At 63.4% G+C, this 22,493-nt stretch carries 25 protein-coding genes; 16 read left to right on the top strand and 9 right to left on the bottom strand.

Annotated elements, in window-relative coordinates; genetic code table 11:
• Positions 1-5 precede the first annotated feature (5 nt).
• A complete protein-coding gene (locus LFT43_RS20390; RefSeq protein WP_395799996.1) occupies positions 6-1,535 on the bottom strand; it encodes an efflux RND transporter periplasmic adaptor subunit in 1,530 nt (509 codons plus the stop codon).
• 106 nt (positions 1,536-1,641) lie between these two features.
• Between LFT43_RS20390 and LFT43_RS20385 the strand changes: the two genes are divergently transcribed.
• From LFT43_RS20385 to LFT43_RS20360, 6 genes are all read left to right on the top strand, one after another.
• Positions 1,642-3,147 carry a bifunctional phosphatase PAP2/diacylglycerol kinase family protein gene (locus LFT43_RS20385; protein ID WP_395799994.1) on the top strand — a complete coding sequence of 502 codons (1,506 nt, stop codon included), beginning with the start codon at positions 1,642-1,644 and terminating at the stop codon, positions 3,145-3,147.
• 181 nt (positions 3,148-3,328) lie between these two features.
• Positions 3,329-4,327, top strand: a complete 999-nt coding sequence (locus LFT43_RS20380; RefSeq protein WP_395799992.1) for an ABC transporter ATP-binding protein — start codon at positions 3,329-3,331, stop codon at positions 4,325-4,327.
• On the top strand, positions 4,324-5,214 hold the full coding sequence (locus tag LFT43_RS20375; RefSeq protein WP_395799990.1) for an ABC transporter permease: 891 nt from the start codon (positions 4,324-4,326) through the stop codon (positions 5,212-5,214). Before LFT43_RS20380 ends, LFT43_RS20375 begins: the two co-directional genes overlap by 4 nt.
• A gap of 66 nt (positions 5,215-5,280) precedes the next feature.
• Positions 5,281-6,567 (top strand): sensor histidine kinase, encoded by a 1,287-nt coding sequence (locus LFT43_RS20370; protein WP_395799988.1) that lies wholly within the window; start codon positions 5,281-5,283, stop codon positions 6,565-6,567.
• A complete protein-coding gene (locus tag LFT43_RS20365) occupies positions 6,564-7,259 on the top strand; it encodes a response regulator (protein ID WP_395799986.1) in 696 nt (231 codons plus the stop codon). Before LFT43_RS20370 ends, LFT43_RS20365 begins: the two co-directional genes overlap by 4 nt.
• Before the next feature lie 123 nt (positions 7,260-7,382).
• Positions 7,383-8,684 (top strand): M18 family aminopeptidase, encoded by a 1,302-nt coding sequence (locus tag LFT43_RS20360; protein WP_395799984.1) that lies wholly within the window; start codon positions 7,383-7,385, stop codon positions 8,682-8,684.
• Positions 8,685-8,716: 32 nt separating this feature from the next.
• Here the strand turns inward: LFT43_RS20360 and LFT43_RS20355 are convergent, their stop codons facing one another.
• A complete protein-coding gene (locus LFT43_RS20355; protein WP_395799982.1) occupies positions 8,717-9,391 on the bottom strand; it encodes a DUF1345 domain-containing protein in 675 nt (224 codons plus the stop codon).
• Positions 9,392-9,427: 36 nt separating this feature from the next.
• The gene (locus tag LFT43_RS20350) at positions 9,428-9,766 is read right to left on the bottom strand and encodes a YnfA family protein (RefSeq protein WP_395799980.1); all 339 of its coding nucleotides are present in this window, start codon (positions 9,764-9,766) and stop codon (positions 9,428-9,430) included.
• Between the two features lie 260 nt (positions 9,767-10,026).
• Between LFT43_RS20350 and rpsF the strand changes: the two genes are divergently transcribed.
• From rpsF to LFT43_RS20325, 5 genes are all read left to right on the top strand, one after another.
• Positions 10,027-10,332, top strand: coding sequence for a 30S ribosomal protein S6 (rpsF, locus tag LFT43_RS20345; RefSeq protein ID WP_265978101.1), 306 nt, complete (start codon positions 10,027-10,029; stop codon positions 10,330-10,332).
• Positions 10,333-10,387: 55 nt separating this feature from the next.
• Complete coding sequence (locus LFT43_RS20340) at positions 10,388-10,963, top strand: single-stranded DNA-binding protein (protein ID WP_395799978.1); 576 nt, start codon at positions 10,388-10,390, stop codon at positions 10,961-10,963.
• Positions 10,964-11,086: 123 nt separating this feature from the next.
• Positions 11,087-11,326 carry a 30S ribosomal protein S18 gene (gene rpsR / locus LFT43_RS20335; RefSeq protein WP_003800144.1) on the top strand — a complete coding sequence of 80 codons (240 nt, stop codon included), beginning with the start codon at positions 11,087-11,089 and terminating at the stop codon, positions 11,324-11,326.
• A gap of 17 nt (positions 11,327-11,343) precedes the next feature.
• On the top strand, positions 11,344-11,796 hold the full coding sequence (gene rplI, locus LFT43_RS20330; protein WP_265978085.1) for a 50S ribosomal protein L9: 453 nt from the start codon (positions 11,344-11,346) through the stop codon (positions 11,794-11,796).
• Between the two features lie 331 nt (positions 11,797-12,127).
• Positions 12,128-12,754 carry an FMN reductase gene (locus tag LFT43_RS20325; RefSeq protein ID WP_395799973.1) on the top strand — a complete coding sequence of 209 codons (627 nt, stop codon included), beginning with the start codon at positions 12,128-12,130 and terminating at the stop codon, positions 12,752-12,754.
• Between the two features lie 28 nt (positions 12,755-12,782).
• Here the strand turns inward: LFT43_RS20325 and LFT43_RS20320 are convergent, their stop codons facing one another.
• Both LFT43_RS20320 and LFT43_RS20315 read right to left on the bottom strand, forming a co-directional pair.
• Positions 12,783-13,358 carry a hypothetical protein gene (locus tag LFT43_RS20320; protein WP_395799971.1) on the bottom strand — a complete coding sequence of 192 codons (576 nt, stop codon included), beginning with the start codon at positions 13,356-13,358 and terminating at the stop codon, positions 12,783-12,785.
• A gap of 3 nt (positions 13,359-13,361) precedes the next feature.
• The gene (locus tag LFT43_RS20315) at positions 13,362-13,841 is read right to left on the bottom strand and encodes a hypothetical protein (protein WP_395799969.1); all 480 of its coding nucleotides are present in this window, start codon (positions 13,839-13,841) and stop codon (positions 13,362-13,364) included.
• Between the two features lie 625 nt (positions 13,842-14,466).
• Between LFT43_RS20315 and dnaB the strand changes: the two genes are divergently transcribed.
• Positions 14,467-15,846, top strand: coding sequence for a replicative DNA helicase (gene dnaB / locus LFT43_RS20310; protein ID WP_265978081.1), 1,380 nt, complete (start codon positions 14,467-14,469; stop codon positions 15,844-15,846).
• Positions 15,847-15,893: 47 nt separating this feature from the next.
• Here dnaB and LFT43_RS20305 read toward each other — a convergent pair whose 3' ends face one another.
• From LFT43_RS20305 to LFT43_RS20295, 3 genes are all read right to left on the bottom strand, one after another.
• Positions 15,894-16,862 carry an acyl-CoA thioesterase gene (locus LFT43_RS20305; protein WP_395799967.1) on the bottom strand — a complete coding sequence of 323 codons (969 nt, stop codon included), beginning with the start codon at positions 16,860-16,862 and terminating at the stop codon, positions 15,894-15,896.
• A gap of 171 nt (positions 16,863-17,033) precedes the next feature.
• Complete coding sequence (locus LFT43_RS20300; RefSeq protein WP_395799965.1) at positions 17,034-17,468, bottom strand: DoxX family protein; 435 nt, start codon at positions 17,466-17,468, stop codon at positions 17,034-17,036.
• 150 nt (positions 17,469-17,618) lie between these two features.
• On the bottom strand, positions 17,619-18,188 hold the full coding sequence (locus LFT43_RS20295) for an antibiotic biosynthesis monooxygenase (protein ID WP_395799963.1): 570 nt from the start codon (positions 18,186-18,188) through the stop codon (positions 17,619-17,621).
• 40 nt (positions 18,189-18,228) lie between these two features.
• Here LFT43_RS20295 and LFT43_RS20290 point away from each other — a divergent pair, with 40 nt between their 5' ends.
• The 3 genes from LFT43_RS20290 (at position 18,229) to LFT43_RS20280 (ending at position 20,565) form a co-directional block, all read left to right on the top strand.
• Positions 18,229-19,572 (top strand): MATE family efflux transporter, encoded by a 1,344-nt coding sequence (locus LFT43_RS20290; protein WP_395799961.1) that lies wholly within the window; start codon positions 18,229-18,231, stop codon positions 19,570-19,572.
• A gap of 9 nt (positions 19,573-19,581) precedes the next feature.
• Positions 19,582-20,136, top strand: a complete 555-nt coding sequence (locus LFT43_RS20285; protein WP_395799959.1) for a hypothetical protein — start codon at positions 19,582-19,584, stop codon at positions 20,134-20,136.
• A gap of 72 nt (positions 20,137-20,208) precedes the next feature.
• Complete coding sequence (locus tag LFT43_RS20280; RefSeq protein ID WP_395799957.1) at positions 20,209-20,565, top strand: hypothetical protein; 357 nt, start codon at positions 20,209-20,211, stop codon at positions 20,563-20,565.
• A gap of 129 nt (positions 20,566-20,694) precedes the next feature.
• Here the strand turns inward: LFT43_RS20280 and LFT43_RS20275 are convergent, their stop codons facing one another.
• Entirely contained in the window at positions 20,695-21,243 is a 549-nt protein-coding gene (locus LFT43_RS20275) for a CGNR zinc finger domain-containing protein (protein ID WP_395799955.1), read from the bottom strand.
• Between the two features lie 70 nt (positions 21,244-21,313).
• Between LFT43_RS20275 and LFT43_RS20270 the strand changes: the two genes are divergently transcribed.
• Positions 21,314-22,345 carry an EamA family transporter gene (locus tag LFT43_RS20270; RefSeq protein WP_395799953.1) on the top strand — a complete coding sequence of 344 codons (1,032 nt, stop codon included), beginning with the start codon at positions 21,314-21,316 and terminating at the stop codon, positions 22,343-22,345.
• The last annotated feature ends 148 nt before the right edge of the window (positions 22,346-22,493 follow it).

Genomic DNA, 22,493 nt, shown 5'->3' with positions numbered 1-22,493 from the left:
GCTGCTTACCCACCATTTCCGCGGGTACCGCCGGTACCGCCAGTGCCTCCCGTTCCGCCAAATCCGCCGGTACCGCCGAGGCCTCCCGTTCCGGTCCGTCCGGTGGTGGTGCTGGTGTCCAAAGTGGAGGAGATAGTCGGGAGTTCAATCTGATCGCCCGCGCTGAGACCGGTGAGCACCTGGGTGCGTCCGTTGTCCGTGATCCCGGTGGTGATGGTCACCGCCGTCGAGGTTCCGTTTTTGAGGACGCTGACCGTTTGCCGGGTCCCGGTGGTGGTGATTGCCAGCGAAGGCACCGTCAACGCGTTCTTGGCAGTTGCCGTGGTGACGGAAATGTTTGCGCTCTGGCCGAGCCGGAGGGCAGCCGGGGGATTCTTGATGGAGATGGTGACCGGGTAGCTGACCACATTGTTGGTTGTGGTGGCGTTCTGGGCAATCGCGGTGATGGTACCGGTGACGGGTGCAGCGGATGGGTCGGTCTTGAGGGCCGGGAAGGTGAAGGTCGCGGAGTCGCCGGTCTTCATGGCGGCGATATCCGATTCGGCGAAGTTGGCGATGACCTGCAGGTGCGCGGTGTCGCTGATCGTGATGAGTCCGGAAGAGGATGTGCTTGAGGTGCTCGTGGAGGAGCTGCCCGAGGCGGCCGAACTGCCGGATGCTCCGGAGGAACCCGAAGCGGAGGAACCGGAGCTGCTACCGGCGTTGCCTCCCACCACGGCGTTGACGGCGGTGATTGTGCCTGAAACCGGGGCGGCGAGGGAGCAGGACGCGAGGTTCTTGGTTGCGGTGTCGACGGCGATCTGGGCAGAGGTGGTGTTGGACGTGGCGCCCCCACCGCTTTGAGCTGAATTGAGGGCCGTCTGTGACGAGGCTAGCTGCTCTTTGTCCTTGAGGGCCGAGCTGGCTTGCTGGTTGACTGCCTGGGTGAGCGCCTGGTTGTCCTTCGCCAGCTGGGCCTGGGCCGCGTTGAGTGCGGTCTGCGCCGGCTGGCTGCTGGGCTGGGCGCTGGCAGCGGCCTGCGCAGACGCGACAGTGGCCGTGTCATTGTTCACGGCCGTCTGCGCCGCGGCGACGGCACTGGCCTGCTGGCTCGCGTCAAGATTGGCCGTCTGTTGGGCGTTGGCCAGGTTTTGGTTTGCCGAGGCTACCTGGTTGCTCGCCGAAGCCGCCTGTTGGTTTGCCTGTGCCGCGGCCGAATCCAATTGGGCTTGGGCAACGGCCAGGGCGTTCTGGGCGTTGGTCGGATCAATGGTGACCAGCACCTGCCCCGCCGTGACTTGCTGGCCCGTCACTGCTGAGACCGTGGCGATGGGCCCCGTGCAGTTCTGAGCGTTGATGACGGTGGTGCTTGCGGGCGAGACGTTACCGCTCGCCGTGGACACAGCCGCGAGGTCCACCGCGCTGACCGCGACCGTACGGGCTGTGGTGTCGGCGGCTGTTTGCGGTACGCCGTTCAGCACGAAGAAGGCGCCGGCGGCAATGCCGACTACGGCCACCCCGATGCCGCTATTGATGAGTTGAGGCTTTGAGAGCATGCCCGAACACTATGGTTGCTCGCTTGGAACATGCCGAGTGCTACCTGAGGGTTTGCCTTATGTGACGTGTTGCCCATCCTAGCCAGCCCGCCGCTAGTCTGGTGGGATGCGTAGCATGGTGCGAAGGGGCCTTTGGGGCACAAGGAGCATTGCGCGACTCGATCGGGCTGTGGTCCGCGCCGTTTCGCGCTTGCCTGAAGGCCGGCACGACGCCATTCTGAAGAACCTCTCGGAGGCCGCTACCAAGGGCAAGCTGTGGTTTGCCCTTGCCGGCGTTCTTGGGGCAGTTCCCGGCAAGCCTCGAAATGCGGCAATCCACGGGCTCTTGGCTCTTGGAGTCGCGTCGGCCGTCACCAATCTCGGCTTCAAGTCCCTCCTTCCGCGGGCCCGGCCGCTGCCCGAGCACCTTCCGGCTTTCCGCTTTGTGAACCCACAGCCCACCAGTTCCTCCATGCCCTCAGGCCATTCGGCGTCGGCGGTTGCCTTCACCCTTGGCGTTGCGCTGGTGCATCCCCGACTGGGGGCGGCGCTGGCCCCGGTAGCTGCGGGAGTGGCGTATTCTCGCGTGCATACGGGAGCCCATTGGCCCTCGGACGTACTGCTCGGCTCGACGATTGGCGCCGGAGCGGCCCTCCTGACACGAAAATGGTGGCCCCTCCGACCGCCAGTCCCGGACACGGAGCGTTCGCCGGCCGAGGCTCCACAAATCGACGACGGAGACGGGCTGAGTATCGCTGTCAACGCCCTCGGAGGTTCCTACTCGCCGGACACCGAGACACAGCTTCAGGAAATATTCCCTAAGGCGTATATTCGCTTGATTACTGAAGGCGAGGACATCGCGGATGAAATCCGGGCGGCCGCGGAGAAGCCGGGGACGAAGGCCTTGGGCGTGTGGGGCGGCGACGGAACGGTCGGCACCGCCGCGGATGCCGCCGTCGAGCATTCCTTCCCGCTGCTGGTGCTGCCCGGCGGTACGCTCAACCATTTCGCGCGTGACGTCGACGCCCGGTCGCTGGAAGGTGCCCTTGAGGCTGCCATGACGGGAGCCGCGGCGTGGACGGATCTGGGCCACGTGACGGCCGGCCGCGGCGTCGACGGCAAGGATGAAGTCACCGAGCTCATCATGCTGAATACAGCCAGCATTGGCGTGTACCCCAACTTGGTGCGGCGACGCGAGCGGCTGCAGCCCGCCTTGGGGAAGCCTCTTGCGGGGCTCGTTGCCGGGCTGCGCACGTTCGGCGCAGCAACCCCCACCAACCTCCTTATCAACGGGGTGCACCACAAGTTGTGGATCCTTTACTTGGGCCGCGGCCGCTATTATCCGCGGGATTTGGCGCCACTGACGCGGCCCGTGCTGGACGACGGCGTGTTGGACATCCGCATGGTGACGGCCGACGAGCCCTTTGCGCGGCTGCGGCTGCTGTGGGGGGTCCTGACGGGAACCGTGGCCACTTCCAAAGTGACGCATCTCAGCGAGGCCCCAGAGATCAACATCGAAGCGGTCGGAGAACCGCTCGTAATAGCGGTCGACGGCGAGCCGTTGCCTGGTGTGCGGACCGCAAAGTTCACGGTCCGGCGCCGCGCACTGCGGGTCTATTCTCCGCTTTCCTAGGGCTTTTCCCGGGGGGCTCTCGCAGAGCCGGAAGCTCCTCCGGACCCGGCCGGCATCATCCACAGGGACTACCCTGGCCGGACCCTGAATCATCCCTGAGACCGGCGATTTCCGCTGCGCAGGTGGCTAGCGTTGTACCTACAGTCAACACATAGCTGCAGCAAGCGGAGGGAACGCTTCCATGATTGAGGCAACAGGCTTGAGGAAGGTCTACGGCGCAAAGACAGCCGTCGACGGAATCAGCTTCACCGTACAGCCCGGGAAAGTAACGGGCTTCCTTGGCCCGAACGGCGCCGGCAAGTCCACCACCATGCGCATGATCATGGGTCTCGACCGTCCGACGTCGGGCGACGTCACCGTCAACGGACGGCATTACTCCCAGCACAAGGCCCCATTGCACCAAGTGGGGGCCTTGCTTGACGCCAAGGCGGTCCACACGAGCCGCAGCGCCTACAACCACTTGCGGGCCATGGCTGCGACGCACGGGATTCCGAACTCTCGCGTTGAGGAAGTCATCGAAATGACGGGCCTCACCGCAGTCGCCAAGAAGAAAGCCGGCGGATTCTCCCTCGGCATGGGCCAACGGCTCGGCATCGCGAACGCCCTCCTGGGTGATCCGCAGACTCTCATCCTCGACGAACCGGTGAACGGACTGGACCCCGAGGGCGTCCAGTGGGTCAGGAACCTTGCACGCTACCTGGCAAGCCAGGGCAAAACGATCTTCATCTCCAGCCACCTCATGTCCGAGATGGCCCAGACCGCCGATCACCTGATTGTGATTGGGCGCGGCAAGATCATTGCCGACACCTCGGTGGATGCGCTGATCGAGAGCCAGTCCCGCAAGCGCACCTTGGTACGTACCTTGGAGACCACGCGCTTGTCCGAGTTGCTGGCCCGCGACGGCGTCCGGGTGGAACAGAACGAGCGCGAGACCTTGGAAGTGTACGGGGTTGAACCGCTCCGTATTGCGCAGCTCGCCTTGGACAATCGGGTACTGGTTTACGAGCTCACTCCGCTCACGTCCTCGCTGGAAGAGGCCTACTTCCAGTTGACCAAGGACGAGGTGGAATACCACTCGCACATCACCGGCGGACCGGGAGCACAAGGCGGGCCGCTGGACGCCACCCCCGCCCGCGTCGGCGCCACATCCGCCGCCACCATGGAAGGGATCCAGTCATGAGCACCACAACCATCAGCAAGAAGCATGCGGTCCCGTCAGCCGGAACCAGCGGCGTCAATTTCCTTCGGGTGCTGAACTCGGAATCCATCAAGTTCCGGACCCTCATGAGCACCAAGCTCTTGTTGGTCCTGACTTTCGTGGCGATTGTCGGCATCGGCGTCCTGTCCGCCTTGGTCCGCTGGAACGTCGTCAACCAGATGGTCACGGTTGGCCGCCAGGGCCACACGGTGACGGCGAAGCAGGCCATTGAGTCGTTCCCTCCGGGACAGGGTTTCGATCTCTACAACCTTCCGAACGCCGGCCTAAATATCGGAATCCTGATCATGGGATCCTTGGCCGTACTGTTCATTGCTTCCGAGTACGCCACGGGCATGATCCGCTCAACCATGAACGCAGCCCCGGGCCGGCTCTCCACTTTCGGTGCCAAGGCCGTCGTCTTGATTGTTGTCTCCTATGTCCTGTCGATCGTGGCCGGCGTCGTCACTTTCCTGTTGGCGTCTCCCATGTTCGCCAACTTCGGGGTTGACCTTGGCTGGAGCACGGATGGAGTCCTGTACAGCGTCCTCACCGGAGGGCTGTACGTATCCGGAGTTGCCTTGATCGGGCTCTCGCTCGGAACTCTCCTCAAGAACCCGGCCGGTGGCATTACCGTCCTGGTGGGCATCATGTTCGTGCTTCCGTTCGCCGGCCAGTTCCTCACGTTCGCGCCGGGTGATTTTTGGAAGTACGTTCCCCAGTACCTGCCCAGTGACGCAGGGGGCCGGTTCTTGTCGATCGGCCACGCGGACGGCATCCTGGACCCATGGGCGGGCGGACTCGTGTTCCTCGGCTACGTCATCCTGTTCATGGTTCCGGCCCTCATAGCGCTGAAGAGGCGCGACGTCTGATCCGCAATGGCTTGATCCGAAATCCAGGAACCGTCGCTCCAGGCAAGGCCACACTAGGCTCAAGCCATGAGTGAACAGTTGCCAGCACAGGACGCGTCGGCCCACGTGGCCGATGCGTCCTTTGCTGAAATCACCCTGCGCCGCCGCGGCAGGATCCGGCGTTACCTTTTCGAACACCCACGTGTCATGGACACGGTGGTGGTGCTTTGCTATTCGCTCTTGGCACTGCCCACCTTCATTGGCTCCATCGTCGACGGCAAGTGGTTGGCCGCCGCACTGCTCGTTGCCATTGCGGCAATCTTGTTCCTGCGGCGCCGCTACCCGCTCAGTGTCACCGCGGCCGTGGCGGTCCTCGAAGTGGCCGTGACGCTACTGAACCCCTGGGGATCCAACGTCTCCGCAGGGTTGTGGTTTGCGCTCTACGCGGTGGCCGTGGCGAGGACCCGGACCTTCACGTTGGCGGTGTTTGGGGCGGCGAGCCTGCCGCTCACGCTGGTGTACCTGTTCATGTGGATCAGCCCGGTCACGCCATCCCACGCCGAGGCGATTCCGGAGAACTTCCATCTCATCAGCAACATCACCGCGGCGGTCAGCATTGTTTTGTCGAATTTGATCGCCACCGGAATTGGCATTTCGGTGCGGCAGCGGCGTGAGCACGAGAACGAAATCAGGGCCTGGGCGGCGCGCACTGCCCGCTTGGGGTCTGTCACCGAACGCAACCGGATCGCCCGCGAGATGCACGACGTCGTGGCCCACTCGCTGACGGTTATGATCAGTCTCTCGGACGGCGCCGCCGTCGTGGTCAAGAAGGATCCGGAGCGCGCAGGTGAGGTGCTCGGTGAGCTCTCGCGCACCGGCAGGACGGCGTTGGCCGATATGCGCCGTGTCCTCGGCGTGCTCCGGGACGACACTGGCGGCCCGGCGCCTTTGGCGCCCCTGGTCAGTGGCCACAACCTGAGCAAGCTGCTTGATGGATTCCGGACAGCAGGGCTGCCGTTGCACTATTCGCATACTGGCCCTGCCCTTCCCGAAGACCCGGCCTTGCAACTCACCGTTTACCGGATTGTGCAGGAATCCCTGACCAACGTGCTCAGGTATGGGCGCTCGTTGAGCCAGGTGGATGTGCAGATCGTGCGGGACGGTGACTCAGTCACCATTGAAGTGCGCGACGACGGCCGGGGCGCGCGCGACCCGGGGACCGAAGAGGTTGCCTTGGGAACGGGCCAGGGCATCGCGGGGATGCGTGAACGTGCCGGAATTTATGCTGGCACCGTAGATGCCGGTCCTGGCATAAACGGCGGGTGGAGGGTCCGTGCGGAGCTGAATTGGAATGGAGACAAGGGGAAATCATGACTGACAACGCTCCTATCAAGGTTCTGCTGGTGGACGACCAGCCCCTGCTGCGCATGGGATTTCGGCTCATCCTGGAAGGCGAAGAGGACCTCGAGGTGGTCGGCGAAGCCTCCGACGGTGCCGAAGCCGTAAGGAAGGTCGAGGAACTGGAACCGGACGTTGTCCTTATGGACGTCCGGATGCCTGCCATGGATGGAATCGAAGCCACACGGCGGATCACGGCGTCGGCGTCCAACGCGAGGATCATCATCCTGACCACCTTCGACCTCGATGAATATGCCTTCTCCGGGCTGCAGGCCGGAGCATCCGCTTTCCTGCTCAAAGATGTTGCGCCTGCCGAGTTGGTCCAGGGCGTCCGGCTCGTAGCCAGCGGTGACGCCGTGGTGGCTCCGAGGGTCACCCAGCGGCTGCTGGAGACCTACGTCCGCGGGGGCCGGGTGCCCGGCCAGGCACCAGACCAGCCCCGCGATCCCCTGCTCGAAGAACTCACGCCTCGCGAAACTGAAATGCTGGAGGCCATCGCGGGAGGCCTATCCAACGCGGAAATCGCCCACAAGTTCTTCCTGTCCGAGGCCACGGTCAAGACCCACGTTCGGCGGATCCTCACCAAGCTGCACCTGCGGGACCGGGTCCAAGTGGTGGTCTACGCGTACGAAACGGGACTCGTGATCCCGAGCAACCCGGACTACTAGGACTGCCGAATATTCCCTGACGATGCGGTATTTCCCTGAAGACGCGAATTCCGGCGTCGACAGGGAAATGCCGCGTCGCGAATTCGGAACAGCGTCGCCGGGGACACAGCTAGACTCGGAGCCATGCCTTCGAACTCCGCCGCTGAACACATCCAGGACCTTGGCGCATATGTGATTGCATCGCCGTCGAGCTTCCATGCCGTCGACGAGGCCGCGCGCCGGCTCGACGCGGCCGGTTTCACGGCGCTCGATGAACTTCAGCCATGGGAGCGCGGCGGGGGCAGATTCTATGTGATCCGGGATGGTGCCCTCATCGCCTGGGTGACACCGGAAGGCGCAACTCCCACCACGGCATTCAACATCCTCGGTGCCCACACGGATTCTCCGTCCTTCAAGCTCAAGCCCAAGCCGACAACAGGCAAGTTCGGCTGGCTCCAGGCCGGCGTGGAAGTATACGGCGGCCCCTTGCTGAACTCCTGGCTGGACCGCGAGCTCCGGCTGGCAGGGCGGCTCGTCATGCTGGACGGCACCCAGCACCTCGCGGCCACTGGACCGCTCTTGCGCTTTCCGCAGTTGGCCATCCACCTGGACCGGGCCGTCAATGACGGCCTCACGCTGGACAAGCAGCAGCACATGAACCCGGTGTTCGGGCTCGGCGACCCGACTTCCGCGGACGTCCTGGCAATCCTGGCTGAATCCGTGGCCGGAGCTTCGGTGGATCCCGCCCAGATCGGTGGCTACGACATCGTCGTCGCGGACGCGCAGGCGCCGGAGGTGTTCGGAGCCCAGGGTGAATTCTTCGCTTCGGGACGGCTCGATAATCTGTCTTCGACGCATGCCGGACTTGCAGCACTCACCGCGCACGCAGCCACGGGTGCGCCCGCCGGCGGCCCCATCGCTGTCCTGGCGGCGTTCGACCACGAAGAAATCGGTTCCGCCTCGCGCTCCGGAGCCTGCGGACCCATCCTCGAGGACATCCTCACCCGGATCTCCGACGGTCTCGGCGCGACGGTGAGTGAACGGCGCCAGGCGTTGTCGGCGTCGTTCTGTGTTTCCGCCGATGCTGGCCACGCCGTCCACCCCAACTACTCCGAGCGGCACGATCCCGCCAACCGGCCCATCCTCAACGGCGGACCGCTCCTCAAGATCAACGCCAACCAGCGCTACGCAACGGACGCAACCGGCGCGGCCTTCTGGGCCCGGCTTTGCGGCGAGGCGGGCGTCCCGTACCAGGAGTTCGTCTCCAACAACGACGTTCCGTGTGGCTCTACCATCGGCCCCCTGACGGCTACCCGACTGGGGATCCGGACTGTAGACGTCGGCGTGCCCCTTTTGTCGATGCACTCGGCACGCGAACTGTGTGGCGTTGAGGACCCGCGTCGCTTGGCTACCGTGGCCGAGTTGTTCTTCCGCTCGGCGATCTAGCTTTACTGCGGCGCGGGTTCAGGCGGCCCCGCTCAGGATGCGAGGCTCACCACGAGGTTGATGGTGGTGGCCAGGATCCCGACGCCGAAAACATAGGCGAGCAAGCTGTGCCGTAAGGCTGCGGACCGCATTGCCCTGGTGGTAATCGACGTGTCCGAGACTTGGTAGGTCATCCCAAGGCTGAATGCCATGTAGGCGAAATCCGTGTATTGCGGCGGTTCTTTTTGGTTGAATTCGATGCCGCGAGGCGGCTCGGCCGTGTAGTAAACCTCGGCATAGCGCAGGGTAAAGAGGGTGTGCACCAGGAGCCACGATGCCACCGCACCGCCGAGGGCGAGCAAGGCGAGCATGAATTTGTCGACGCCGTGCGCATCCTTGGCTCCGAACATCACCAGGACGAAGGCCGCGAGGGAGCCGACGGCGGCACACAGGATGAGGAGGTCGGCAGTGGACCGCCGTGGGTCTTCTTCCGTGGCATGGCTTGCCGTCTGATCGGCTTTCATCGGGGTGATGACTATCCACACGAAAACGTTGTAGACCGCCGCGGCCACTGCCCAGCCAGCGGCGGGCGCGTAGATCCATTGACCCCATATTCCGGTCGCTGCCGCGGCAGCGATCCCGGTGACGATCATCAGCATAAATCGCAATTGGGACCGCCTGGCCCGGGTGGACTTTGGCCCCTGGTTCTTTGCTGCGGCAGCATTCATAGTCCGATCATGTCACGGGTGCCGGCGGGCGGGCCGTCAATTTCCCGGACGCGGGGCGAACATAATAATTGCGACGCCCATAAGGCAAATCACGGCTCCGATAATGTCCCAGCGGTCCGGCCGGAAGCCGTCCAGGAGCATTCCCCAGGCCAAGGACCCGGCGATGAACACGCCGCCGTAAGCGGCAAGGACTCTCCCGAAATGCGCGTCCGGTTGGAACGCCGCGACGAAACCGTAGATGCCCAAGGCCACGATCCCAAAGCCTGCCCACCACCAAGGCTTGGCCTCCCTGACCGATTGCCACACGAGCCAAGCCCCGCCGATCTCGGCCAAGGCCGCGAGGACAAAGAGGGCGGTGGATTTCAGGATCGTCATGGATTCAGTCTGCCCGAGCCTTGCCGCTCTTCGCCGACGGCTGATCCGCACTTCTTGAGTTATCCACATACGCGAGGCCGCCCGTTCCACTCCGCCGACACGCCGAATAGGCTTAGACACGGGAAATGGACTAAGATATTGAAGTCTGTGCTGCGCCCTGCTTCCGCTTCTGGAACGGGTCGTGCGCACGGTTCATCGCAAATGAACCTCCTGTTACGGAAATGCCGTAACCGCTTAGCCCAAAGGAGGTGGGTTCACATATGCGTCCTTACGAATTGATGGTAATCATCGACCCCGAGGTCGAAGAGCGTACGGTAGAGCCGACGCTTCAGAAGTTCCTCAGTGTCATCACCACCGATGGTGGAACCATCGAAAAGGTTGACATCTGGGGCCGCCGTCGCCTCGCGTACGACATCAAGAAGAAGTCCGAAGGTATCTACGCTGTGGTGAACTTCACCGCCAAGCCGGAAACCGCCAAGGAACTTGACCGCCAGCTGAGTCTCAACGAGACCATCATGCGCACCAAGATCACCCGCCCCGAAGAGCAGAAGGTCGTTGCTGAGTAACTTCAGCTCCCGGCTTTCATTCTTTACCCCGCAGGAACGAACAAGGAGGCAGTAGATGGCAGGCGAAACCACTATTACGGTCATCGGTAATCTCACCAATGACCCCGAACTGCGGTTCACACCGTCAGGCTCGGCGGTAGCGAACTTCACCATCGCTTCTACTCCCCGGACCTTCGACCGCCAGTCCAATGAGTGGAAGGACGGGGAAACCCTGTTCCTCCGCGCATCGGTGTGGCGCGAAGCAGCTGAAAACGTCGCCGAATCCCTGACCAAGGGCATGCGCGTGATCGTTTCCGGCCGGCTGAAGAGCCGTTCCTACGAAACCAAGGAAGGCGAGAAGCGCACCGTTATCGAGCTCGAAGTCGATGAAATCGGCCCGAGCCTGCGTTACGCCAACGCCAAGGTCAACCGCACCCAGCGCTCCGGCGGTCAGGGTGGCCAGGGCGGCTTTGGTGGCGGCAACAACAGCGGCGGCTTCGGAGGTGGCGGCGCTGGTGCAAGCCAGGGCGGCAACTCCGGCGGAACTTGGGGCGGCGGCCAAGCCGCACCGCAGGAAGACCCCTGGGCTACCCCGGGTGTCAGCAACGCGGGCGGATGGGGCAACGGCCCGGATTCCGAACCTCCCTTCTAAACATTCATAAGTTCGACGCCGGAACCCGCCGTAAGTGCCGCGAGGCACCCGGGTGGCAACCGCCGTCGAGCACCACCATCCCGTGGATCCATTCCACGGGCTCCATAGAAAAGGAGCTCCACGATGGCTAAGGCTGAACTCCGTAAGCCCAAACCAAAGTCCAACCCCTTGAAAGCCGCTGACATCACTGTCATCGACTACAAGGACGTAGCATTGCTGCGCAAGTTCATCTCCGACCGCGGAAAGATCCGCGCCCGTCGCGTCACTGGCGTCACGGTGCAGGAACAGCGCAAAATCGCCCAGGCAATCAAGAACGCCCGCGAAGTTGCTCTGCTGCCTTACTCCGGCGCTGGCCGCGGCTAAGGAAGGGATTAACTAACATGGCAAAGCTCATTCTGACCCACGAAGTAACCGGTGTCGGTGCTGCTGGCGATGTTGTCGAGGTCAAGGACGGTTACGCACGTAACTACCTGCTGCCCCGCGGCTTCGCTCTGACCTGGACCAAGGGTGGCGAGAAGCAGGTTGAGTCCATCAAGGCTGCCCGCGCTGCTCGTGCACACGCTTCGGTTGAAGCTGCACAGGCCCAGGCTTCTGCGCTTTCCTCCAAGAAGGTCAAGCTCGTAGTGAAGGCCGGCGAAACCGGTCGTCTCTTCGGCACCGTCAAGCCGGCAGATGTCGCTGCTGCAGTTGAGGCCGCTGGCCTCGGCTCCATCGACAAGCGCAACGTTGAACTGCCGAACCACATCAAGTCTGTTGGTTCGTACCAGGCCAACGTCCGCCTGCACGAGGACGTTTCCGCTGTGATCGACCTTGAGGTCGTTGCAAGCAAGTGATGCAGGGTTCCCTGGAAGCTGTGGGGCCACACCGACGAGGGTCCCAGCCTGAGCTTGCGAAGGCTGGGAGTCGGTGGGGACTTGCGAAGCTTCGAGGGGGCATCACGCAGCGGTAATTCCTGACGTAGCTCGAAGGACCCCCGTTTCCGATTTCCGGAGGCGGGGGTCTTTTGCGTGGCCAGGGTTCGCGCTGCCCGCCGTGACCTGCATCCAGGGAACCGTGTGGCTATAGCAGGGAATAAAAGGAGCAGGGGCGCAGTTTGGGAGTATAGATGCAAACGCATGTACTCTGGTTTGAAGCCATCGAACCGCCGAGCAACAGGAGATCGCTATGGAAACCCGCCGCATAACCGTACTTTCCGCCGGACTTGGCGTACCGTCGTCGAGCCGGCTCCTTGCAGACCAGCTCGCCGCGTCGGCCAAGCGCCAGCTGGGCGACGCCGGGTACGAGGTGCGGGTGGACATCATCGAACTCCGGGACCTGGCCGTCGATATCGCGAACAACTTCGTGACAGGCTATGCTGCGCCGCGCCTGGCAGAGGTGATCGCCGGCGTCGACGACTCCGATGGCATCATCGCCGTGACGCCCGTCTTCAGCGCCTCGTACAGCGGGCTGTTCAAGTCCTTCATTGACGTCCTGGACCCGAAGTCCTTCGACGGCAAGGCAGTCCTTCTCGGCGCCACGGGCGGCACCGACCGGCACCAAATGGTGCTCGATTACGCCATGCGTCCGCTCTTCACCTACCTTCGCACCAGGATGACCCAGACGTCCGTTTTTGCCGGCCCCCAGGATTGGGGAAACATCGACGACGGCGCGTCCCCGCTATCCGTCCGCGTGGACCGGGCGGCGGGCGAGCTGACCCGGCTCCTGAGTGGGGAACAGCCGCACCGCAAGGTAGAGACGATGGAATCCTTGCCTTTTGAGCAGCTCCTCGCCGGGATCACGGCCGGACGCTAGGCGCGGCCGGGCTAACCCGCAACCGGTATCAGTCGTCCAGCAGCTCGATGAACTCGAGTGCCTGCTTCATGCTGATGTCGGAATGTTTAGTCAGGGCCAACGCCGCGGCTTCGACGTCGCCGCTCTTGGCAAGTGTGCGGATCCGCCCGTAGATTTCATCGTTGAGCATGTTGCTGCTTACCTCGCGTGTGACGTCGCCCTTGCTGGCGATCGCCCGGTAGCGGTACGGGAAGCGCTCAGGCTCGTCATCGTCGGGCAAGAGGTCCTGCGGGGCGGGCTCCGGCTTGCGGAAGGGCTGCGGATGCGCTGCGAGGGCGCCGACGGCGTCCCGGGAGGCACGCAGGCCTTCTCCGGTGGCGCTGAGATACAGCTTGATGGCCGCCATGGCCTGGCCTTGGGCGATCAGGGAATACAGCAGCCGGTGTTGATCCTCGCTCAGTTTCGCCGCGGCCTCGCGGGCCAGCTCCACCGGGTCCACTGCCGACTTGCCTGCGGCCGCATTGCCGCGACGTTCTGCTGCGCGGCGGGAGAGCGCGCGGCTGATCAGGAGCACGCCGACGGCGACGGCCACCAGGATCATGACCGGAACGAGTAGGGATTCCATGCGCTAAAGCCGATCTATGTAGTTCTTGGCGGTCAACAAGTCCGAGTGCGTTTCGTGGCGGAAAAGCTTGATGGCCTGGATCTTCTGTCCACTGCGGACCATGCCCTGCAACTGCAACGCAAACTGTGGATTCAACTGCCCATTGGGCAGGATGGGGCCGTTGTAGCCAGCCTGGCCGACCCCAGGGCTGGTCCCGACTTGTGCCTTAAGCGCCGCCCGCGACTGGCTGTCCTGCTGGGACTGTTGCTGTGCGTTCTGGCTTGGCCTTGTGGACGCATCGATGCGTGCCCTTGCCGCCGTTGCCGCCTGCACCTGGGCGGCCTGATGGGCTGCCGAACGGGCGGCCAACTCCCGCTGATACCGTTCGGCGTCGGACAACCCTGTGTCGCGTGGCTTGAACGCCGCCGTCAGAGCCCAGATCACCGCCACAAGGATGACAACGGGCATTGCGACCAGCAGTACATCCCCAACAGTGAAACCCATACTTAGAGCTTATGTCAGAACGCAGTTATCCACAGCACATTCCTGTTTCGGCATAGCTTCTGAGAGCCTGCTGTCAAATTCGCGGAGTGATTGTGGGGAGCATCACATTTTTGGCATATTTATCGCGCTTCGGGCCATTGAGTGGGCCCGGGAGTGTGGATTGGGCGAATTGGCCTGTGGATGACCGGCGGGACAAAATACTTTTGATCCACATGGCCCGGAGGACGTTTCCCCAGCTCAGGGCCCATTTTCCGCAAAAAGAATTTCTCTTTCCACAGGGTACTGCACAGACTGTGCACAAGTAGGGGCATGTTTTCAACACTTTATCCACAAGCCCGGCTTGGTGCCTCGGAAAAGCAGGGCTAACGTGGCTGAGTACCTGCTTTAGGTACTTGGAAAACCCCTGTTTCTCGTGTGCGGCGCCATGGCGCCGTCGGTAACCAGCGTGCCCGCGGCCGGTCTGTGGAAAAGCTGTGGAAATCGGGGAATCCTAAATTGTCGGTGCCCTGCGAAACAGTTTGGACCAGCCGGCATAAATCGGGCGGTCGGAGCAACCCGCACCGGGGCATTGGCCTACCGCACCGCCGGGAACAGTTATCTGCAGCGGTACACAATGGAGGACGGCTTGTCAGTTACGCACTTGGATTCGATCGAGGGTGGCCGGACATCGGACGCCAGTCGCAAACCTCCCCAGGACATCCCCGCTGAGCAGTCAGTTCTTGGCGGCATGATGCTCTCCAAAGACGCCATCGCCGACGTCGTGGAACTTGTCCGCGGCCATGACTTCTACCGCCCGGCCCACGAGACCATCTACGAGTCCATCATCGACCTCTACGGCCGCGGCGAACCCGCGGACGCCGTCACGGTGTCGGATGAGCTGACCAAGCGCGGTGAGATCAACAGGATCGGTGGCCCCGCCTACCTGCATGAGCTCATCCAGACCGTGCCCACGGCGGCCAACGCCGGTTACTACGCCGAAATCGTGGCAGAGCGCGCCGTGTTGCGCCGCCTCGTCAACGCCGGCACCAAGATCGTCCAGATGGGCTACGGGCAGGACGGTGAGGTGGAAGACCTCGTCAACCAGGCCCAGGCCGAGATCTATGCCGTGGCCGAACGCCGCACCGCGGAAGACTACGTGGCGCTCAAAGACGTCATGGAATCGACTGTTGACGAGATCGAGGCATCCGGCCACCGCGGTGAAGGCATGACCGGTGTCCCCACCGGGTTCTACGAACTTGATGAGCTCACCCATGGTCTGCACCCGGGCCAGATGATCGTCATCGCCGCGCGCCCGGCCGTCGGTAAGTCCACGTTCGCGCTGGACTTCGCCCGTTCCGCTGCCATCAAGCACAACCTCGCCACCGTGATGTTCTCCCTGGAAATGGGACGGAACGAAATCGCCATGCGACTGCTGTCCGCGGAGGCAACTATTGGCCTTCAGGACCTCCGCAAGGGCACCATCAAGGACGAACAGTGGTCCAAGATCGCCACCACAATGGGCCGCATGAACGACGCACCCCTTTTCATTGACGACAGCCCCAATATGTCCCTCATGGAAATCAGGGCCAAGTGCCGCCGCCTGAAGCAGCAGCATGACCTCAAACTGGTGATCCTCGACTACCTCCAGCTCATGAGCTCTGGCAAGAAGGTGGAGTCACGCCAGCAGGAAGTCTCCGAATTCTCGCGAGCCCTCAAGCTGCTGGCCAAGGAGCTCCAGGTTCCGGTCATCGCGCTCTCCCAGTTGAACCGTGGGTCCGAACAGCGCCAGGACAAACGGCCCATGGTCTCGGACCTTCGTGAATCAGGCTCCATTGAGCAGGACGCCGACATGGTCATCCTGCTTCACCGCGAAGACGTCTACGACAAGGAATCCCCCCGCGCTGGAGAGGCCGACATCCTCATCGCCAAGCACCGTAACGGCCCAACAAAGGACATTGTGGTTGCCTTCCAGGGCCATTACTCCCGCTTCGCGAACATGGCGGGCGAGACCGGCGGCGGGTTCTAACTCCGGCCGACGTCGCGGGCTCCGGTCGGCAGTATAGACCTGCGTACCTACCCGCCATTAAGCAGGTGGTCCGGCATCCGGTTTCCCGGCGCCCCTCCGCGGATCTCCAGCAGCTCGCGGGCGTGGGCGTGAAGTCGCCGGTCCTCGTCCGTCTGCGGTATCCACGGTGGGATCGGAACGGACGTGCCGGTCTCATCCCGGGCCACCATGACTGTCAGGCAGTATGTGGTCAGGTTCATCTCGCGGCTCTTCGGGTTTCCTGAACGCACGTGCACGGCAATGTGCATGCCTTTGTGGCCCGTGTACACGAGGCGGGCTTCGACCTCCACCACGTCGCCGATCATGAGCGGGCGGTAGAAGCGCACGCCGCCGGAGAACACGGCCACCGTGTCCTTGCCGCAATAGCGGGAAGCGCAGACGTAGGCGGCCTCGTCTATCCATTTCATGACCATGCCGCCGTGGACCTTCCCGCCCCAGTTCACATCGGTGGGGGCCGCCATGAAGCGCAGAACAACCCGCTCGGCCGTACCGGCGTCGGTATATTCCTGTGCGTTCATGGCTTCGACAATCTGTTCCCGCACGGCGATCCTGGCGAGGGCACTGTCTCGCTGCTCAATCTCCTCCGGCGTCGACGGCTCGAACTGGGGAACCGGGACCGGCCTGCCGTCGGGGCCGACGGCAACGAAGATCACCAAGCACTGGCTGCGCATCGTTGCGGGGCCGCCCTTGGGATCGCCGGAGGAAACGATGGTCCGGATGTGCATTGAAGAGCGTCCCGTGTAGACGATGCTGGCTTCCACCTCCACCATGTCTCCGCTGTTCACGGGATCGGCGAAATGGATGTTGCCCACGTAAGCCGTGACGCAGTAGGACTTCGACCAGCCAACGGCTGCCGCGTAGGCGGCCTTGTCCACCCACTCAAGAACTGTTCCGGCGTCGACGGACCCGCTGTGTCCGACGTCGGTGGGGGAAGCAAGGAACCGCAGCGTGACGGAATGGGAGGGGAACTCGCTCATGACGTGAGTGTATCGACGGCGCGGATCGTGATGCGCAGTATGACGGACTGTCGACGCCCAAACGGATCCGCGACGCCCAAGTCGGTCTGTGATGCGCAAACGGCTGGCGACGCCCAATTCGGGTATCGCCAGCCAGTTTAGGTGTCGCCAGCGCGAAAGCGCACGCCGATCTTAGGCGAGGATGCCCAGCTTGGAACCCTTCCTGCCGAAGGCTGCGGCGTCGACGGAGATCCGCCCGGCGCCGGTCAGGGCCACGGCCACCGCTCCGGCGGCGAGTGCAAGCACCAATTCGTACCCGCCCTTGTCGGCAAACAGGCCGGCCGGGGCATGGACCAGGAACAGGGCGCCGAGCATGTCCAGCGCAAGGAGGGCGGCGAAGACGCGGGTCAGCACGCCCGCGATAAGGGCGATGCCGCCGACCAGTTCGATGGTTGCAACGATCGGGGCTACAACGTCGGCGGCCGGAACGCCCATCTTGCCGAACGCGGCTTGGGTCCCGGCGATGGTGAACTCATTGAATTTCTGCCAGCCATGCGCAGCGAAGATGAAGCCGACGATGACGCGCAGGACGGTAAGGGCTGTGTTGGTCAGGGTGGACTGGTTCATATGATTGCACCGGTTTCGGGTAGCGGTTGACTGTCGAGAAGCTCCACGGCAGGAGCCGATTTGTTGAAGCTTCAACTCAAGCTTTTCGAACTTTGCTTGAAGTGTCAAACAAATGTGACGTGGCCGAACCGTCTCCACCACCCTGTGTCGCTATTGATCCCTGCGCTTTGCTTCCAGCCATGGCTTCAGAAGCCGCGTGGTGACGGGCAGGAAAATGTAGACCATGAGTGGCGTCAGGACGCAGATGTTCAGCAGCACTTGGAGCACCAACGGCCAACCCTGGACTAGCGGGTGGAGCAGGAAATTGGCCAACAGGCTCAACGGAAAGAACGGCAGGAAGATGCTGACGGCCTGCTTCCAGCGCGGAGGCACCACCGTCTCCGGGACGATGAGGTTCACATCGCCGGGTTGGGAAAACCATCCCTCGATCCCGGAACGACGCTCCACCCGTGTAACCTCCATGAGTTCGGTGGCGCTTTCGATCCACCAGCGGCGTTCTTCGGATTCCTCCCAAGCCTGCAGGGTCTCCGCGTCGGCGAAGCGGTAGAGCATGTGCCATTCATCGGAATCGGCGGCCGTGCGCACCCACCCTGAACCGAGGTAGCCGGGCCATTCACGGGCCAATTCCTGGCCTGCATGGGCCCAGGCGTTGGCTTGGCGGGTGTAGCCGGGAGTGATGGTACGGGCAACGGAAACGGTAATGGGATGCTCAAGCGACACCTCAACAATCTACTCGCCGCTGCCCGGCTAGGCTGGGAAAGTGCCCCAAACAGTGACTCGTCCCACCGCGCCCTCCAACGCCCGCGAGATTCTGCGCCTGGCCGTCCCCGCTTTTGGTGCGCTCATTGCCGAACCCCTCTTCCTGCTGGCCGACTCTGCGATTGTCGGGCACCTCGGCGTCCCGCAGCTCGCGGGCGTGGGGCTGGCTTCCACGGTGCTGCACACCGCCGTCGGACTTATGGTCTTTTTGGCATATTCGACAACTCCGGCTGTGGCGCGGGCCATCGGGGACGGAAAGCTTACTAAAGGGCTCGCCGCAGGGCGCGACGGCGTGTGGCTGGCCCTGCTGCTGGGCACGGTCCTGGCGGCGGCCGGCTTCCTCGCAGCTGAACCGCTGGTCGGGCTACTCGGGGCCAACGGCGAGGTCCGGGCATACGCCGTGGACTATTTGCGCTGGTCCATGCCGGGACTCGTAGCCATGCTCCTGATCTTCGCCGGCACGGGTGTGTTGCGCGGAATGCAGGACACCCGCACCCCCTTGGTGGTCGCGACGGCGGGCTTCGCCCTCAACATCGCCCTCAACCTGGTCCTGGTCTACGGGCTGCACTTGTCCGTGGCGGGGTCCGCCATCGGCACCAGCATCGCGCAATGGGCCATGGCTGCCGTCTATTTGGTGATGGTGGGCCGAAATGCCCGGCGCCATGGCGTTTCGCTGCGTCCGGACTGGCGTGGCATCCGCACGATGACCACCGTCGGTTCTTGGCTCATGCTCCGCACCCTCAGCCTGCGCCTGGCAATCCTGGCCACGATCCTGGTGGCCACTTCCCAGGGTCCGGTGAACCTCGCCGCGCACCAACTCGCGATGACTATCTTTTCCTTCCTTGCCTTCGCCCTGGACGCCTTGGCGATTGCCGCGCAGGCCCTCATCGGGAAGGAACTCGGAGCTTCCCATCCGGATCGGGCTCGCGAACTCACCCGCACGATGATCCGGTGGGGCGTGGGCTTCGGCGTGGTGACCGGCGCGCTCCTCGCGGTGGCGGCACCCTGGGCGGGCTTCCTCTTTACTCCCGACGCCGGCGTTCAGTCCTCGCTCACCGCGGCGCTGTGGGTGCTCGCCGTCGGGCAGCCTCTCGCCGGGTACGTCTTCGTCCTGGACGGCGTCCTGATCGGCGCAGGCGACGCCCGCTACTTGGCGATTGCCGGCGTCGTGAACCTTGCGGTTTATCTGCCCCTTTTGGCCGCAGTCCACCTGACAAGGCCCGACGGCGCGTCGGGGCTCGCGTGGCTGTGGGCAGCGTTTGCGCTGGGCTACATGCTGGCCCGTGGAGTCACGCTGGGGCTGCGGGCCGGCACGGACAAGTGGATGGTCCTCGGTTCGCACTAAACTGGACGGGTGACTCTCCCCGCCTCTTCAGCGACTTCATCCACGCCCACAGCAGCTGGACTCTGGAAACCCGTCCTTCTCCGTGCCGGCGTTGCGCTGGTGTTCGGAGCCGTGACCGTGTTCTGGGGCTCGCCGTCCGTACAAGTTCTCGCCTGGGCTGCGGGACTCTATCTCCTGGCAACGGCGGGCGCCGCGTTCCTCGCCGTCAGTGCTCCTGCCGCCGTAGCGGTCGTTGTTGCTTTGGGCGGAGTTGGCGCCTTGATCACGCAATCCGACACCGGGGTGGCGGTTTCCGCGCTCGTGGGACTGCTGGTGCTGGGGTTGTCCGAACTGGTCCAAGGATTCCGTCAGCGCGGACGGCACGTGCTTGCCCGCGACTGGATGATTTCCGGAGTGGTGGGAATCGGTACCGCCGTGGCGTTGCCGTTCTTCATCAGCCTCGGGGCACACGCACTGCTCGGTGTTGCCGGTGGTGGTGCCATCGTCTCGGGGGTCTTGTGGGTGCTTTCCGGCCTGAGCCTGCGGCACGATGGGCGAACCCCCTCCGCCGAGGCCGTAAACTAGTAGTCGTACGTTCTACTCTGCGTAGAAATCTCACGGCGCGCACGGCGCCAGCACCCACGCCACATTGGAGGAATGACCTTGGCTGACCAGAAACCAGGAGAGCCGCGCAAGACGCGGACCTCGGTTAAGGGACCGCTGATGTTCTCCGCGTTCTGGGGCGTCGTGATCTTCTTCGCCGTGCTGATCTTCGCCTCCGGTGGTAGTGCCCGCACTCCGCGCTTTGATCTCGCCTTTACCGGTGCCGGCATCGCATTTATCGTGAGCCTTGTTATCGCGGCCATGCTTTCCATGAGCCACAAGGAAAACGCCGAGCATCTCGGCAAGGGCTCGGGCGTCAATCTGAGTTCCAGGAAGCCGGGCCACGGCCACGGTTCTGCGGCCCCCCAATCGGGCAGCGAGACGGAAAACCCCGACGCCGGCCCGCGCTAGGTTACTGGCCAGGTTCGCGTCACGCCGCGCAACTTTTATCCGCCTGGCCACCGCGGCAAGCCCGGAAACACGCGGCAGACCGCCGTCGTCGGCTCCGAAAAGTTGCCGGACGTGACTGACTCCGTTGGCTCAATCTGTTCCCGACGCTTTCCGGGCCCGATAGGCGGCCACGTGCGTGCGGTTGGCGCAATTTCCGGTGTCGCAATAGAGCTTGGAGCGGTTGCGGCTCAAATCCAACACGACGGCGTCGCAATCGTCCGCGGCGCACACCCGTAGGCGGTCCATTTCTTTGCTGCGGATCACGTCTACGAGTGCCATGGCAGCTTCCGTCCCCATGCGTTCGGCGAGGGGCGCTTCCGGAGTGGTGGCGTGTAGGTGCCAATCCCAATGGTCGTGTTTGACCAGCTGGGGGAGCGCGCGCGCGTCGGTGAGGAGCTGGTTGACGGTCTTTGCGAGCGCATCCTCATCGGAGGTCCAAAGGGAAGCGAGCTGGCTCCGCAGGCGCTTCACGCTGAGTAGCTCGGCCTCGGTCCCGGCCCTTGTCCCGGTGAATTCTTCCGCGTCCAGGAAGGCGTTAAGGTCGGCGACGCTCGTGAGGGATTCGGTGCCGTTGGCGGACGTATTGATCAAATTGACCACGCTGCGCAGCGCCACTTCAGTGTCAGGTGCAAAAAGCACTTTGACTCCTTACATCTCTCGGGGGTATTGTCAGCAGCGTAACCCATTTTACTCCTGACAGGAGGCTGCTGTGTCAGCTGCAACAACCCGGGCTGGTGCTGGAGGTTTCATGGCATCGGGCCTGGGGCTCGCGCTCTTCTCCTCAGCGGTCTTCGGTCTGTCCGGCTCATTTGCCAAGTCCCTGCTGGAAACCGGGTGGACCCCCGGTGCTGCTGTTGCCATTCGGCTGAGCGGTGCCGCACTCATCTTGGTGATCCCCGCCGTCGTCGCCCTCCGGGGCCGTTGGCACCAACTCAAGGACAACTGGCTCACCATTCTCTTGTTTGGCGTGATTGGCGTTGCGGGATGCCAGCTTTTCTATTTCAATGCAGTGTCCAGGCTGTCCGTCGGGGTCGCGCTGCTGCTCGAATACCTCGCCCCCACAATGATCGTGCTGTGGCTGTGGGCAGCGAGCCGACGCCGTCCCCGGGCGCTCACCGCTATCGGAACGCTGCTTTCCCTTGGTGGACTCGTCCTGGTGCTTGACCTGACCGGTTCCGTGAAGGTGGACTTCGCCGGCGTCCTGTGGGGCATGGCCGCGGCCGTCTGCCTAGTCATTTACTTCTTCATCACAGCCAAGCAGAACGACGCGCTTCCGCCGATCGTCCTGGCCTCCGGCGGGCTCATGGCAGGTTCCATCCTGATCTGGATTGCCGGTGGGACCGGACTGCTATCCATGACTTTCGCCAACGCGGACACCCAACTCGGGCCGTGGACCACGCCGTGGTGGGTTTCCATCGCGGGCTTGGTCATCCTGTCTACCGTGCTTTCCTACGTCACGGGGATCATGGCTGCCCGCGGTCTCGGATCCAAGGTGGCGTCCTTTGTCTCGCTCACTGAAGTGCTGTTCGCTGTGGTGTGGGCGTGGCTGCTGCTTTCCGAATTGCCCGGAACCATCCAGCTCCTCGGTGGTGCGCTCATCGTGTGCGGAGTGGTTTTGGTTCGCGTTGACGAGCTCCGGGCTGACCAACGTGATGCCGCGGAGCCCGGCAAGCATGAGGTGGCCCGGGAGCTTGACCACGCGAACGACGTCGAGCCGGTTCCTTCCGAGAGGGTCTTCTAGACCGATCCCCGTGCGGGCTAGCGATTGGTTGTTGACCCCGCTGGCGGTTAGTGAGGACCGCATTAACGATAGAAGGTCCGGGCGCCGCAGCGTCCGGACCTTCTGGGTTCACCGTGTTAGCGGGAAGCCTGCTCCGGGGGCACAACGT

The sequence above is a fragment of the Arthrobacter sp. FW306-04-A genome, assembly GCF_044358315.1.
Lineage (GTDB): Bacteria > Actinomycetota > Actinomycetes > Actinomycetales > Micrococcaceae > Arthrobacter.
This window is presented reverse-complemented; position numbering and strand designations above follow the sequence as displayed.

Coding starts and splice junctions, on each gene's coding strand:
- LFT43_RS20390 (WP_395799996.1), bottom strand. CDS start 1,535: ATGCTCTCAAAGCCTCAACTCATCAATAGCGGCATCGGGGTGGCCGTA.
- LFT43_RS20385 (WP_395799994.1), top strand. CDS start 1,642: ATGCGTAGCATGGTGCGAAGGGGCCTTTGGGGCACAAGGAGCATTGCG.
- LFT43_RS20380 (WP_395799992.1), top strand. CDS start 3,329: ATGATTGAGGCAACAGGCTTGAGGAAGGTCTACGGCGCAAAGACAGCC.
- LFT43_RS20375 (WP_395799990.1), top strand. CDS start 4,324: ATGAGCACCACAACCATCAGCAAGAAGCATGCGGTCCCGTCAGCCGGA.
- LFT43_RS20370 (WP_395799988.1), top strand. CDS start 5,281: ATGAGTGAACAGTTGCCAGCACAGGACGCGTCGGCCCACGTGGCCGAT.
- LFT43_RS20365 (WP_395799986.1), top strand. CDS start 6,564: ATGACTGACAACGCTCCTATCAAGGTTCTGCTGGTGGACGACCAGCCC.
- LFT43_RS20360 (WP_395799984.1), top strand. CDS start 7,383: ATGCCTTCGAACTCCGCCGCTGAACACATCCAGGACCTTGGCGCATAT.
- LFT43_RS20355 (WP_395799982.1), bottom strand. CDS start 9,391: ATGAATGCTGCCGCAGCAAAGAACCAGGGGCCAAAGTCCACCCGGGCC.
- LFT43_RS20350 (WP_395799980.1), bottom strand. CDS start 9,766: ATGACGATCCTGAAATCCACCGCCCTCTTTGTCCTCGCGGCCTTGGCC.
- rpsF (WP_265978101.1), top strand. CDS start 10,027: ATGCGTCCTTACGAATTGATGGTAATCATCGACCCCGAGGTCGAAGAG.
- LFT43_RS20340 (WP_395799978.1), top strand. CDS start 10,388: ATGGCAGGCGAAACCACTATTACGGTCATCGGTAATCTCACCAATGAC.
- rpsR (WP_003800144.1), top strand. CDS start 11,087: ATGGCTAAGGCTGAACTCCGTAAGCCCAAACCAAAGTCCAACCCCTTG.
- rplI (WP_265978085.1), top strand. CDS start 11,344: ATGGCAAAGCTCATTCTGACCCACGAAGTAACCGGTGTCGGTGCTGCT.
- LFT43_RS20325 (WP_395799973.1), top strand. CDS start 12,128: ATGGAAACCCGCCGCATAACCGTACTTTCCGCCGGACTTGGCGTACCG.
- LFT43_RS20320 (WP_395799971.1), bottom strand. CDS start 13,358: ATGGAATCCCTACTCGTTCCGGTCATGATCCTGGTGGCCGTCGCCGTC.
- LFT43_RS20315 (WP_395799969.1), bottom strand. CDS start 13,841: ATGGGTTTCACTGTTGGGGATGTACTGCTGGTCGCAATGCCCGTTGTC.
- LFT43_RS20305 (WP_395799967.1), bottom strand. CDS start 16,862: ATGAGCGAGTTCCCCTCCCATTCCGTCACGCTGCGGTTCCTTGCTTCC.
- LFT43_RS20300 (WP_395799965.1), bottom strand. CDS start 17,468: ATGAACCAGTCCACCCTGACCAACACAGCCCTTACCGTCCTGCGCGTC.
- LFT43_RS20280 (WP_395799957.1), top strand. CDS start 20,209: ATGACCTTGGCTGACCAGAAACCAGGAGAGCCGCGCAAGACGCGGACC.